General features: G+C 54.4%; 15 protein-coding genes. 9 read left to right on the top strand and 6 right to left on the bottom strand.

Annotated features, from left to right (window positions below):
* Positions 1–9 precede the first annotated feature (9 nt).
* Genes ACX9GU_RS16270 through cobT form a run of 5 tightly spaced genes read left to right on the top strand, consistent with a single transcriptional unit; the run spans position 10 to position 4,525 of the window.
* Positions 10–1,551: a cobyric acid synthase gene (locus tag ACX9GU_RS16270; protein ID WP_473192218.1), complete on the top strand. Its 1,542-nt coding sequence runs from the start codon at positions 10–12 to the stop codon at positions 1,549–1,551.
* Positions 1,548–2,093, top strand: coding sequence for a bifunctional adenosylcobinamide kinase/adenosylcobinamide-phosphate guanylyltransferase (cobU, locus tag ACX9GU_RS16265; RefSeq protein ID WP_223665459.1), 546 nt, complete (start codon positions 1,548–1,550; stop codon positions 2,091–2,093). The genes ACX9GU_RS16270 and cobU overlap by 4 nt, the downstream gene beginning before the upstream one ends.
* Complete coding sequence (gene cobS, locus ACX9GU_RS16260; protein ID WP_473192217.1) at positions 2,090–2,836, top strand: adenosylcobinamide-GDP ribazoletransferase; 747 nt, start codon at positions 2,090–2,092, stop codon at positions 2,834–2,836. The genes cobU and cobS overlap by 4 nt, the downstream gene beginning before the upstream one ends.
* A gap of 9 nt (positions 2,837–2,845) precedes the next feature.
* Entirely contained in the window at positions 2,846–3,463 is a 618-nt protein-coding gene (locus ACX9GU_RS16255) for an adenosylcobalamin/alpha-ribazole phosphatase (protein WP_473192216.1), read from the top strand.
* Between the two features lie 3 nt (positions 3,464–3,466).
* Positions 3,467–4,525 (top strand): nicotinate-nucleotide--dimethylbenzimidazole phosphoribosyltransferase, encoded by a 1,059-nt coding sequence (gene cobT / locus ACX9GU_RS16250; protein ID WP_473192215.1) that lies wholly within the window; start codon positions 3,467–3,469, stop codon positions 4,523–4,525.
* Positions 4,526–4,583: 58 nt separating this feature from the next.
* Here cobT and ACX9GU_RS16245 read toward each other — a convergent pair whose 3' ends face one another.
* From ACX9GU_RS16245 to ACX9GU_RS16235, 3 genes are read right to left on the bottom strand one after another with little or no spacing between them, the layout of a single operon-like run.
* Complete coding sequence (locus ACX9GU_RS16245) at positions 4,584–5,873, bottom strand: cytosine permease (RefSeq protein ID WP_024528491.1); 1,290 nt, start codon at positions 5,871–5,873, stop codon at positions 4,584–4,586.
* A gap of 19 nt (positions 5,874–5,892) precedes the next feature.
* A complete protein-coding gene (locus tag ACX9GU_RS16240; RefSeq protein ID WP_037374900.1) occupies positions 5,893–6,582 on the bottom strand; it encodes a helix-turn-helix transcriptional regulator in 690 nt (229 codons plus the stop codon).
* A 25-nt stretch (positions 6,583–6,607) separates the two neighbouring features.
* Entirely contained in the window at positions 6,608–7,018 is a 411-nt protein-coding gene (locus tag ACX9GU_RS16235) for a GNAT family N-acetyltransferase (protein ID WP_473192214.1), read from the bottom strand.
* Positions 7,019–7,520: 502 nt separating this feature from the next.
* Here ACX9GU_RS16235 and ACX9GU_RS16230 point away from each other — a divergent pair.
* Positions 7,521–7,754, top strand: a complete 234-nt coding sequence (locus ACX9GU_RS16230) for a hypothetical protein (RefSeq protein WP_024486733.1) — start codon at positions 7,521–7,523, stop codon at positions 7,752–7,754.
* A 114-nt stretch (positions 7,755–7,868) separates the two neighbouring features.
* On the opposite strand, the gene ACX9GU_RS16225 is transcribed toward ACX9GU_RS16230, so the two are convergent.
* A complete protein-coding gene (locus ACX9GU_RS16225; protein ID WP_081050627.1) occupies positions 7,869–8,183 on the bottom strand; it encodes a hypothetical protein in 315 nt (104 codons plus the stop codon).
* A 389-nt stretch (positions 8,184–8,572) separates the two neighbouring features.
* Here ACX9GU_RS16225 and ACX9GU_RS16220 point away from each other — a divergent pair, with 389 nt between their 5' ends.
* Both ACX9GU_RS16220 and ACX9GU_RS16215 read left to right on the top strand, forming a co-directional pair.
* On the top strand, positions 8,573–8,746 hold the full coding sequence (locus ACX9GU_RS16220) for a hypothetical protein (protein WP_021804758.1): 174 nt from the start codon (positions 8,573–8,575) through the stop codon (positions 8,744–8,746).
* 145 nt (positions 8,747–8,891) lie between these two features.
* Positions 8,892–9,806: a DMT family transporter gene (locus tag ACX9GU_RS16215; protein ID WP_473192213.1), complete on the top strand. Its 915-nt coding sequence runs from the start codon at positions 8,892–8,894 to the stop codon at positions 9,804–9,806.
* Between the two features lie 66 nt (positions 9,807–9,872).
* Here the strand turns inward: ACX9GU_RS16215 and cycA are convergent, their stop codons facing one another.
* The gene (gene cycA / locus ACX9GU_RS16210; protein ID WP_024486730.1) at positions 9,873–11,273 is read right to left on the bottom strand and encodes a D-serine/D-alanine/glycine transporter; all 1,401 of its coding nucleotides are present in this window, start codon (positions 11,271–11,273) and stop codon (positions 9,873–9,875) included.
* A gap of 630 nt (positions 11,274–11,903) precedes the next feature.
* Between cycA and ACX9GU_RS16205 the strand changes: the two genes are divergently transcribed.
* Positions 11,904–12,332 (top strand): universal stress protein, encoded by a 429-nt coding sequence (locus ACX9GU_RS16205; protein WP_021178353.1) that lies wholly within the window; start codon positions 11,904–11,906, stop codon positions 12,330–12,332.
* 370 nt (positions 12,333–12,702) lie between these two features.
* Here ACX9GU_RS16205 and ACX9GU_RS16200 read toward each other — a convergent pair whose 3' ends face one another.
* Complete coding sequence (locus tag ACX9GU_RS16200; protein WP_021178352.1) at positions 12,703–12,927, bottom strand: DUF2594 family protein; 225 nt, start codon at positions 12,925–12,927, stop codon at positions 12,703–12,705.
* Positions 12,928–13,132: the final 205 nt, after the last annotated feature.

Genomic DNA, 13,132 nt, shown 5'->3' with positions numbered 1-13,132 from the left:
GAATAGGTCATGAAACGGTGTGTGATGGTGCAGGGAACCGCATCCGATGTGGGTAAAAGCGTGCTGGTGGCCGGGCTGTGCCGGATCTTCATGCAGGATGGCTATCGCTGTGCGCCGTTCAAATCGCAGAATATGGCGCTCAACTCTGGCATTACCGCCCGTGGCGAAGAGATGGGCCGGGCGCAGATCTTTCAGGCCGAGGCCGCCGGTATCGCACCCGATGTGCGAATGAACCCGGTGCTGCTGAAACCAACCAGCGATTGTCAGGCGCAGGTGGTGCTGATGGGCAAAGTGGCCTGCAATATGGACGCGGTCAGCTATCACGAGTACAAACCGCAGTTACAGCAACAAATTAGCGAGGTGTATCACAGCCTGGCCAGCGGCTACGACATCATGGTGCTGGAGGGGGCGGGTAGCCCGGCGGAAATCAACCTGCGCGACCGCGACATCGTCAATATGGGCATGGCGGCGATCGCCGATGCGCCAGTACTGTTGGTGGCTGATATCGATCGCGGCGGGGTGTTTGCTGCTATTTACGGCACACTGGCCCTGCTGGAGCCAGAAGAGAAAGCCCGGGTGAAAGGGGTAATCATCAATAAATTCCGAGGCGATATTGCCTTGCTCTACTCGGGGCTGGAGCAGATTGAGGCGCTGACCGGCGTGCCGGTGCTGGGCGTGATGCCCTGGCTGAATATCGATCTGGAAGATGAGGATGGTGTGGCGTTGCAAAATGGCAAATATGCCCCGACAGGCAGTAGCCATGAGCTGGACATCGCGGTGGTACAACTGCCCTATATGTCCAACTTTACCGATTTTAATGCCTTGGCGGCCCAGCCGGACGTAGGGCTGCGCTATGTTTCGCACCCGGCGGCGCTGGCCGGTGCCGATCTGATTATCCTGCCGGGTAGCAAAAACACCCTGGGGGATTTGCAGTGGCTTCAACGGAGCGGGTTGGCGGCGGCGTTACAGGATCAGCACCGGGCAGGAGTGCAGATCGTGGGTATTTGCGGCGGCTACCAGATGCTCGGTAAGCACATTATTGATGGCGTGGAGTCCGGTGTGGAACAGATGGCGGGGTTGGGCTTGCTGGATGTCACCACCCGCTTCGCACCGCAAAAAGTCACTACGCAGGTGACAGCACAATGTGAGCCTGGGTTGCCCGGCCTCTGGTCTGGCTGTGGCGAGCAGGATGTGGTTGGTTATGAAATCCATATGGGCACCACCCAGCTTGGCTCAGAGGCTACGCCTTTCTCCCGCCTTTCCCTACGCAATGGTCAGCCGGATAGCACCTTCGACGGTGCAGTGAACCCCACCGGTAACGTGCTGGGCAGCTATATTCATGGCCTATTCGACAGCGCGCCTTTCTGCCGGGCGCTGCTAAATCAGTTACGACAGCGTAAAGGGCTGCCGGTTTACGACGGCCCGGCTTTCGATTATGCCGATTACAAGCAACAACAGTTTGATCTGTTGGCCGATAAGATGCGGGAACATATTGATATGGATAAAATTTATCGCTTGATGACTGAGCACCAGCAAATGGGGCCCCAATGATCCTGATCACCGGTGGAGCACGCAGCGGCAAAAGTTCGCTGGCCGAAAGGTTAGCGAGCGGTGTCAGTGACCGGGTGTTGTATATCGCCACCTCGGTGGTCACCGATGAGGAAATGGCTGAACGGGTCAAGCTACATCGCCAAGCCCGGCCCGCTCATTGGCGTACTTGGGAGGGGAGCCAGCAACTGGCCAGTGTGATCGACCAACAGGCGGTGGCGGGAGATGCGGTGATCCTGGAGTGTATTACCACGCTGATCGCCAACCTGATGTTTGACCTGACCGGGGAGACGCCGGTGGAAAGCATCGACTTTGCCGTGGTTGAAACGGCAATCCAACGGCAGATCGATGATCTGCTGGCCGCCTGCGCCCGCAGCCCGGCGGCGATTTATCTGGTCACCAATGAACTGGGGATGGGCATCGTGCCGGAAAACCGTTTGGCACGACACTTCCGTGATATTGCCGGGCGGGTCAACCAGCGTTTGGCCGCCGCCGCCGAGTCGGTGCTATTGGTGATTTCTGGTATTGAGGTCAAGATAAAATGAGTCTGCGACTGTTTTGGGCCACCCTGCAATTGATGACGCGTATCCCGCTGCCTGCCAGTTGGACGCAGGGGTTGGCGATGGATAATTACCAGCGCGGCATCGTCGGTTTCCCTTTGATTGGCCTGATCGTGGGTGCAATCGGTGGCGCCGTCTTTACCCTGTTGGCGCCCTGGTGTGGGGTGCCGCTGGCGGCATTGGGCTACGTGCTGGCGTTGGCTCTGGTTACCGGTGCCTTCCACCTCGACGGATTGGCCGATACCTGTGATGGCGTTTTCTCAGCCCGCACCCGCGAAAAAATGCTGGAGATCATGCGTGATAGCCGCCTTGGCACCAATGGTGGGTTGGCACTGATCTTTATCGTCGTGGCCAAGGTGTTGGTGATCAGCGAACTGGCACTGCGCGGGGTACCGATGTTGGCCACGTTGGCGGCAGCGGGAGTAGCCTGCCGGAGCCTGGTGGTATTGATTATGTATCGCCAGCCTTATGCCCGTGAAGGTAACGGGCTGGGGAACCTTTACATTGGCAAGATCAGCGGGGGGCAAACGCTGTTCACTCTGGTGCTAGGGGCCGCTTTGGTCGCCTTGTTAGGGCATGGGCAGGGGCTGTTTGCGCTTGGCTGTGCGCTGATCGCCGTGCTGTTGCTGCGGGCCTATCTGCGCCGCCGTCTGGGCGGGCAAACCGGTGACACCCTGGGGGCGGCGATAGAAATTGCCGAGCTGATCTTCTTACTGGCACTGCTGTGAGTGGGCGTTATGCGGCTATTTTTGGTACGACACGGGCAAACGGCGGCGAATCGGCAGGGCGTATTTTGCGGCATGACCGACTTGCCGTTGACCGAACAAGGTGAGCAGCAGGCCAGGCAGATCGCACAATGGCTGGCCGAGGTGCCTTTTACCCAGGCGATCAGCAGTGAGTTACTACGTGCCCGGCATACCGCCGAGATTGTGATTGGGCAGCGGGAACTGGCGATCCAACGTGACGGCGGCTTTAACGAAATGCATTTTGGTTACTGGGAAATGTGCCATCACCAGGATTTGCAGCAGCAGGATAGTGCAGCCTGGGCCGACTGGGTGGCGGATTGGCAGCGAGCCTGCCCGCCAGCGGGGGAGTCCTTTCCGCTGTTTTCACAGAGGATTAGCCAGCAGGCCCAACGTCTGCTGGACGAACAGGGCGATGGCGATCGTCTGCTGGTGGCGCACCAAGGCTCTCTGAGCCTGTTGCTGGCAGGGTTACTAAAGCTGCCTGCCGCCGGGATGTGGCATTTCCCGTTTACCCAGGGAGCCTACAGCGTGCTGGAACTCAACCAGGGGTTTGTCACGCTAAAAGTATTTAACAGCCAGGCTCATTGGCAGCCTGCAAGCAGAGAATAAAGTATGCAAACATTGTCATCGTTAATCGACCTGATTAAGCCGTTGGACGCGGCCGCCATGCAACAGGCAGCGGCAAAGATTGATGGCCTGCTTAAGCCACCGGGCAGCCTTGGCCGCCTGGAACAGTTGGCAACCCAGTTGGCCGGGATGCGCGGTTTTAGCGGGATGGCCGCCAGCCGCAAGCAAATAATCGTCATGATGGCCGATCACGGCGTTTATGCCGAAGGGGTAGCGGTGTCACCGCGTGAAGTCACGGTGATCCAGGCGCTGAATATGGTGAAAGGCAATACCGGCGTCTGCGTATTGGCGGCCAATGCCGGTGCCGAGGTGAAGTTGGTGGATGTTGGCATCGACAGCGAACCCTTGCCGGGCCTGATCGACATGAAAGTTGGGCGCGGCAGCGGCAATATTGCGCGCGGGGCGGCAATGACACGCCAGCAGGCGGAGGCGTTGCTGTTGGCCACGGCTCAACTGACGCTGGAACAGGCGGCGCTTGGGGTGAAGCTGTTTGGCGTCGGGGAGTTGGGGATGGCCAATACGACGCCAGCCGCGGCGTTAGTCAGCGTCTTTACCGGCCGCGATCCGCAGGAAGTGGTCGGCATTGGGGCCAATTTCCCCAGCGTTCGTTTGCACCATAAGGTGGACGTGGTGCGTCGGGCGATTGAGGTAAATCAGCCGGATGCCCAAGACGCGCTGGACGTGTTGGCGAAGCTGGGTGGATACGATCTGGTGGGAATGGCTGGCGTGATGCTGGGGGCTGCGGCCGCTGGCTTGCCGGTGATCCTCGATGGTTTTCTCTCTTATGCCTCTGCGCTGGCAGTCTGCGGCATTGCACCTCAGGCTCGGGATTACCTGTTGCCGTCCCATTTCTCTGCAGAGAAGGGCGCGGCTGCCGCACTCGAGCACCTGCAATTAGCGCCTTATCTGCATCTGGATATGCGGCTGGGGGAGGGCAGCGGTGCCGCCATTGCCATGCATATCGTGGATGCGGCCTGCGTGATGTTTAATCAGATGGGATCGTTGGCGGACAGTAATATCGTTATTCCCGGTAGCGCGGCCTGACCGGCTGATTATCAGAACGGGCACAGCATGCTGCGCCCGCCTGTTCTTCTACTATGGATTATGCGGTTTGCAGGCTGGTTGCCCGGCCAAACAGGCGTTTGAACAACCAGTAAATCACGCTGGCTGCCAGCAGTGAGTTAATGGTTGGCACGCCCCATTCCGTCACCAGGCCGATCACGCTACCGACGATGCTGGCGATAATCGCTGCCCAGCCGATGAGCGGCGTTTGCTGCGGCAGTTGGCCGAGCTGGCGGCTGGCGTCCAGAGCATCGCGGTGGCTGCGCAACAGGAAATAGTCCACCAGCATGACACCGAGGATCGGTGGGAATACCACGCCCAGCACGGTCAGGAAATCTACAAACCGATCCAGGATCCCCAGAACCGAAAGCAGCGTGCCCAACAGACCGATAATCACCGTGGTCGCGGTATATTTCAGCTTTTTACCGGTGATCCCTTCAACCGCATTCACCACCCCCAAGGACGACGAATAGAGGTTCAGATCGTTAACGCGCAGCGTCGAGAACACCACCACCAGCAAACCGATACCGCCCGCACTCTGGGCCATGATCGTCACCACGTCTGCGGTGCCGAGGGTTTTGGCAATAAAAATCGCCAGACCGTTAACCACGAATTCACCGGCAATAATGGTCAGCAGCGTAATGCCAAACACGTGGCGTTTGTTTTTGGAGTAACGGGTCAGGTCAGGGGTCATCAGGCTGGCGACAATGGCGCCGCCGACCACGATGGTGATGCCCGCGCTGATGGTTAACGCGTCCCCCATCGGTGCCAGCAGAATGGCCTCATGCAGTTTCTGCCCAGAGAGGACGTTATAGGAAATAAAGAACACCAGCAGGATAAACAGCGGCACCGCAATACGAGCTGTGATGCGCAGCGCTTTAAAACCAAAAGCGACCAGCACCGTCAAAAACAGGCCGGAAAGTGAGGCTGACAGCGGGAAGCCCAGGCGATCGCCCAAGGCGAAGTTAAGCGATTTGGCAAAGATGGCGTTCTGAATGCCAAACCAGCCCAACAGGCTGACGGCCACTACCAGGCCGATAAGCACCGAGCCTATGCGGCCAAAGCCACACCAGCGAGCCAGCAGGCTGCCGGAGATACCTTCTCTCATCCCGGCCAAGCCCAGCCCGAACGTCACGACCCCAAAGATCAGGCTGCCAATCGAGATGGCGATAAAGGCATCGGTCAGGGTCATTGAGTTACCCAGCACGGCACCCAGCATAAACTGGTCCAAGGCCGTTAGCATACCCATATGCACGATGGCGACGCTGAGGAAGGAGACCCTCTTATCCTGCGGTACCCGGCTCAGTGGGTAGTCTTCAATTTTAATCACGATAATCTCTCGTTAACGTTTAAATAAATTGGATGCCTTTTTCAATCAGGCGTACTGGAATGTAGCTGTCCAAGTTTACCTGTTTGCAATACTCCTCGAACTGCTGGAGCGTATGCACATCGGCTTTTTGGTAGATGTTGTAGATTCTATTTTCTATGGTTTTATTGCTGACGTCATATAACCTGGCAATCTCTTTGTTGGTGTAGCGTTGCAGCATCAAAAATATGATGTCCAGCTCTGACTGGGTAAAAATCTGGATGCTGACTTCGGTGGTTAATATGCTGGGCTTTTGCTGGTTGATATATTTTAGCGGTGAAAAACTGTCCAGCGGACGGGCGTTCCACATGGTGCCAACCAGCTCTTCCTTGTCATTATAAATAGGCAGTTTTTCGCTGATAAAGGGGACCAGGCTGTCGCTGCCGTACCAGAAGTGCGTCTCGATAACGGCTACGCGATCCCGCGTTCCTTCGGTTTTCCTGTCGTGTTCTTGCAAGTCGGGGGCGAACTCTGCCCAATCGGCGGGGAACTCGGCATCAAGCTTGCCCGCAATATCGAAATTGAGAGGGGTGTTGGTATAAAGATAGGCCGCCTTATTCATATAAATATGGCGTGAAGATAAATCTTTAATGCCCCAAGGCTCATTTAAATGTTCCATCATGGTGATGAGACCTTTTAAATATAATTCATTGCTCTGCCAAAATGAATCCATTTGAACCCCTCATACTTCAGCGCTATCAGATGTTTTTCGCTAAATAGATGCGAGTATGGCGGTGCGCATAACCCGCTAAGTTGCCATACGGCTGGTACCCCAGTTTTTCGTAAAACGACTGCGCCTGAAAACTGAAGGTATCGACATAGGCCATATGGCAACCGCGCTTGACGGCTTCCTGCTCTGCCCGCAGCATCAGGTCACGGCCGTAGCCTTTTTTGCGATACTCGTCCCCCACCCACAGGTACTGGACTTCTAACCCACCCCACCAGGTTCTGGCAACCAGCCCGGCCACAATCTGCCCGCGATCGTCGGTGACGGTCAGAAATAACGGATGAATATCTACCGCGTCATACTGATGGTTGTGCGCCCAGAGGCTGTCAATCACGAACTCTTCGTCCTGCGGATTTGGAGTGTCCGTTACGTTAATCTTCATGGCCAATCTTTCCTTTTCATGCTAATAATTCAAATGTTCATTAAAGAGTCTGTATTGATTAGCTTTTGTTAACATTTATTGGCAGTGATTACAAGGGTGTTTTTCACCTGTTTTCCTGGTGACAAAAAATGGGTATGTTGTTGGCAAGAGAAGGGAATAATTGACCTTTCTCAAGAGTATACCGAATAGCAAATATTGTGCTTCACCAGGGATACGCCCTTAAGGGCAGAGGAAAGTGACAAGAGCAAGCTAACTTGCCAACCGCACTATTCCTCACTGAACATGTAGTAAGATTTACCATCACTTCGCAGTAATGCATTGCGCAAAGTAGCGGATTAAACTCCGCTACTTTGCCGCAAAATCCGTGCCGTTATCGTATAATTACCTGTTAAGCACCGCGTTTCGTGGTGCTCCTCGCTTCAAGTGGCTCCACTGAGGTATTATGGCCGAGCGGCCCATTTCGCGGCCAGCTTGCAACAGGTGAGAAAGTATTGATGGCATTATGAAAACACTTAAGCCACGCCGCCCTCATGGGAGGTGGATCTATTACATTCTGCACGAAGATATTCTGTGGCCATGCCCAGTAAAATGGGAGTGGGAAGAGAATTTCGAGGCATGGTTGCCTTTTTACTACTCGCCCACCCTGGAGTTTGTGGCAGGCGATCCGGCGAAAGCCGTCAAGGTGACGAAACCCCAAACGCCCGGCTTGCAGCCGAAACGTCTGGAGTACGCTTGATTCGGGGATGCCCGATGATTATTCAACCATTCCCTGAATGCCGATACTCGCCAAGCCATGCTATCCTGGCTGAAACAATCCATCCCCAACGCACAACCGCTTTTCTGGCGGAACTCAATTGAGTAAATCGTGAACGGTACGGCGCACGTAGTGGGTCATTTGTGCCAGGTCTTCGGGCGCAACCGGGCCACCGCCAGCCAAGACGACCTGTTGCTCGATCTGGGCGATCTCTTGCTCAACCCGGTTGGCGATTTGCACCTTGACGATCTTGTCTACCGATGACAACAGAACCTTCAATACCACTTTCAGCGCAATGTTTTCGCAGAATGAATCGTAGGAGTGGGCTGTTGGCGGCGCTTCTACCGCCGGTGGCGGCATGCGTGGGGCCATAGCCTTGAAACTGTCTACATTTTCAATAATAAGATCCATGTCTCTTATTAGCTCATCAAAATCTTTAGACACTGACTTATTTCCCTTTGCAGTACGCAAAAAATAGAACGCCTGGCTTTGGTTGGCTGACAGGCGGACACAGCTTGAATCGACCGGACGTTCAACGGGTGAGCGGTAGGCTGGTCGGCATTTTAACCCTGCTCGGGTTCCGCAAACAAGATAGGGATGATTGATGGTTTGCCTTCTATGTATAACTGCCAGTGATGGTTTTTCGCTGTCTATACAAAGTGTATTGCCGCCTGGAGCTCTGATAACCGGGGGGATATGATAAAAAATGCGAAGGGTATTCAGATAAACGCTTAGACCGCAACCCGACAAGCGCTGCACAGGCTAAACTTGAGGGGCAGACATTCACACAGGGAGGAGATATGGAACCCGAACGTGGCATTAAGCGAGTGATACTTTCTGATGGTGCTATCAAACATGTGGTGGTGGAAGACGCTATGGGCAACGAGCGCACCCTGGCTGCCGTAGATTACATCTCTGAGGGGATACAGCCGCCGTTGGAAACGCTGCCGGAAGTCCCGGCCCAGGAAGAGTAAAAGGTCCAGGAGGATGGGTTGTTAATCCTCGGCACCGGGCGGCGATTGCTGCTGCCAATCCGGCACGATATTGCCCATTGCTAGCCTTTTCCCCATACTGGCAGAAATTGTGTATTTTATTGCACCCAGCAGGAAGGGCAAGTCAGTGTCAACGGTCAAAAAAAACTCTACTCCCACGCTATTTCTGAAAATCAAACCCCAGGAAGCCGTGCTGGTCCTTATCACCATGCTCTGGGGCGGCACCTTTTTGGCCGTGCATCAGGCGATGCTGGTCAGCGGGCCATTCTTTTTTGTCGGGCTACGTTTTGGCACCGCGACGCTGGCGCTGGTGCTGTTTTCTCTACGTTCGCTGCGGGGGATGACCTGGTACGAAATCAAGGCCGGGGTGTTTATCGGCACCTCGATCATGTTCGGCTACGGCTTGCAAACCATGGGGCTGCAAACCATCACCAGCAGCCAGTCGGCATTTATTACCGCCATGTACGTGCCGATTGTGCCGTTATTGCAGTGGTTGGTCCTTGGCCGTATGCCGGGGGTCATGTCCTGGATTGGCATTCTGCTGGCCTTCGTCGGGCTGATGCTGTTGAGTGGGCCAAGCAGTTCCAGCCTGGCATTCAGCGGCGGTGAATTCCTGACGTTGGTCAGTGCGCTGGCGATCGCCATCGAGGTGATTTTAATCGGTGCTTTTGCGGGCAAGGTCAATGTGAGGCGGGTGACCATTGTGCAGTTGGCTACTGCGTCGTTGTTATCGTTTTTGATGATGGCTCCTACCGGGGAATCGGTTCCGGCGTTTTCCAACTATCTGCTTTACAGCGCGGTAGGGCTGGGGATCGCCAGTGCGGTGATCCAACTGACGATGAACTGGGCACAACGCAGCGTTTCACCTACCCGTGCCACGGTGATTTATGCCGGTGAACCGGTATGGGCTGGGATAGTCGGCCGTATCGCCGGTGAGCGTTTGCCTGGGTTGGCGCTGATTGGCGCAGGGTTGATTGTGCTGGGGGTGATTGTCAGTGAGTTGCGTATTCGGCGTAAACCAAAGCCAGTAGAGTTGACATAGGGGCGGGCGCTGCATACTGCACCTGTAAAAACGCCGCGTGAGAACGCGGCGTTGCAATAACTAAGGTTAGGCGGCCTTCTTTCGGCGCACAAACTGATAACCGATCCCCAGAATGATAAACCACAGCGGCGTGACGACCAGCGCCTGGCGTGTGTCCTCGCGCAGCGTCAGCAGCACCAGGACGAATGCGAAGAACGCCATGCATACCCAGCACATCAACTTACCGGCAGGCATCTTGTAGATCGATTTCTGGTGCAGTGCCGGGCGTTGCTTACGGTAGACCAGATACGAGCACAGAATGATGGTCCAGACGAACATGAACAGAATGGCCGACACGGTGGTGACCAGCGTGAAAACGGTCATGACGTTCGGGATCAGATAGATCAGCACTACGCCGCCCAGCAGACAGATACAAGAGAAGGTCAGGCCGTTTGCCGGTACCGCACGTTTGGACAGGTTGGCAAAGGATTTAGGCGCATCGCCTTCCTGTGCCAGGCCGAACAGCATACGGCTGGTGGAGAACACGCCGCTGTTGGCGGAAGAGGCGGCAGAGGTCAACACCACAAAGTTGATCACGCTGGCTGCGGCTGGCAGACCAATCAGCACGAACAGCTCGACGAACGGGCTCTTATCGGCCACCACCGAGTTCCAAGGTGTTACCGACATGATCACGATCAGCGCGAAGACGTAGAACATGATGATGCGGATCGGGATGGAGTTGATGGCGCGTGGCAGCACTTTTTCCGGATCTTTGGTTTCGGCCGCGGTGGTTCCCACCAGCTCGATACCCACAAAGGCAAATACCGCAATCTGGAAGCCGGCAAAGAAGCCGCTAATGCCTTTCGGGAACATGCCGCCGTCATTCCATAAGTGGGAGAAGGAGGCTACGCTGCCGGTTGGGGATTCGAAGTGCATTGCCACCATGACCAGACCGGCGATGATCAGGCCTACTATCGCGACGATTTTGATCATCGCAAACCAGAACTCCATCTCACCGAACATCTTCACCGTTGCCAGGTTCAGGCTGAGCAGCAGCAACACGCACAGTAAAGAGGCGATCCATTGGGAGAGATCGGGGAACCAGAACTGCGCGTAGGCGGTAATGGCCACCACGTCGGCAATGCCGGTCACCACCCAACAGAACCAGTAAGTCCAACCGGTGAAGAACCCTGCCCAGGGGCCGAGCAGATCGGCGGCAAAGTCGCTGAAAGATTTGTACTGCAGATTGGAGAGCAGCAGTTCGCCCATCGCGCGCATCACGAAGAACAGCATAAAGCCGATGATCATGTATACGAAGATGATGGAAGGCCCGGCCAGGCTGATGGTCTTACCGGAACCCATAAACAAACCTGTACCAATGGCACCGCCGATAGCGATCAGCTGGATATGTCGGTTTGAGAGGTTTCGCCTTAGGTGATCTTCTGATCCGGGCGTGGCGTCCACTGCTATTTTAGAATGATCTACCATCGTATGCTGTCCTGTTTTTACCTGTCATGAGTGGAATGGCGAGCTCTGAAGTGGCTCTTTTTTATCTGTATTAGCCGGTTTTTCCGACAAAAGTTAAGGTAACTCAATATCACCACCTTTGTGCAACATATTTACAACATAATGAGGTGGGATAAAAGCCGATTATTCTTTACTCAGGGGAGGCAAATCGGACGTCCAGGGGGCGGAAGATTACTCTTTACCGTGGCAAATGAACAGTGCCGGTAGTGGTTATCTCATTGATTAAACAGGGGCTTATAAAATTCGCATGAGAAAAACTAATGCTAAAAGACGATTAAACTAATCCTGATGCCTGTCTGTGCTTGAGGGGGGTTAATAGCGGGTTTTACGCGGGGAGCAGTTGAGTTCTAATCAGTTTATTGCTGCAGCTGGCGCGGCTTGGCAGAGGATCGCCGGGCGTGCAGCGTACATTTGGTTGGTTTTGCGGTTCAAATCACAAAAGTATAAATCATTGGTTGAGTCATGGTGGCCAAAAGGTCGAGAAGCCACCAGCTACACCTGTTGATCACAAAAGCATCATAAATAGGTACAAGCTCCCATTGGCCAGCGGTAAGCTGTGTTCATCACGGTAATACAGAGAGGGGATTGAATATGTACAAGACCATTTTAGTACCGGTAGATCTTGCAGAAGACGTATTGACTGAACATGCGCTCGAACACGTGGAGTATCTGGCCAAGATGTCTGGGGCCAAGGTACATTTCTTCCATGCCTTGCCGGATGCTTCGGCGTTTGTGACCGCCTATTCGTTTGGCATCAAAGAGTTTGAAAATCAGGCTGAAGTGAAGGCGGTGGAGGGGTTGAAGAAGCTTATGGCGGGGATCGATCTGCCGTTGGAGCGTCTTTCTTATACCATCAGCTTCGGTTCGCCACGTGACGAGGTGCTACAACTTGCCGAGGAAATCTCAGCCGATCTGATCGTCATTGGTTCCCGGCGTCCTAGTGTCAAAACCTATCTGCTCGGCTCGAATGCGGCCGCCATTGTCCGCCACGCCAAGATATCGGTGATGGTAGTCCGATAATCAGTAGTTAGCCCTTATCTAACCCGGCCCGCGCCTTGCGGGCCAATTACCCCCAAGAAAACGATGCTTGCCAGCATGCACGTGCAGATACTGCGCGAAAGGTAAGTTAATTCCTAATCTATAGGGCTATTTATTCGCGTCGTGAACAATAATGGGGTAATAAAAATCCCACAATATTATTAATGATTAAATGGGACTAATCCTATTGTTGTTTTTTCAACTAATGATTAATGCGCTAGAGTGAATGTTGGTTAAGTTAATGATAGAAAATATTCTGTTACGAAACTTATCATTCAACCGCTAAGGAGGGGCTCTAATATCATCGCCAAGCCGTTATCAGACCCCAAACGGGGGCCTGATAGCGCATGGATTATTGGCGGTAGGCGTGCTTGATCTGCTGGATACTGTTCTTGAAGATTTCAGCCTGATCCGGATCATCTACCTGAGCGGCAAAACGTTCCAGATTGATGATCACTTTACCGGCATCAGCCTGGCCAATTGCCTTTAAAATCAACGTCAAAGTCGCTTTTAGGCAGGCAACTTCGGTGGCCAGCGCTTGCGGGTTTGCAGACGTAGTGAAGTCAACGTTGCTCATTTTATCTCCTGAATTTTAAGGCGTAAGCCTGAAGTGAAATATGAAATGTGGTTTGATGCACAACAACCCGCTGCCGACTCACCCAGGCAGATCCCGTGCCTCATTTAGGGCGCTGAGTATATCACAGCATCGGCAGTTCGTATCGCGTGAAGCCGCGTGGCGTGGGCACAATGCCCCGTGAGGGCAGGTTGGCCGGGCATTTTTT

It is taken from the genome of Serratia sp. K1WW1, assembly GCF_055790865.1.
The sequence above is the reverse complement of the archived record's forward strand: the minus strand, read 5'-3'. Positions and strand labels throughout refer to the sequence as shown.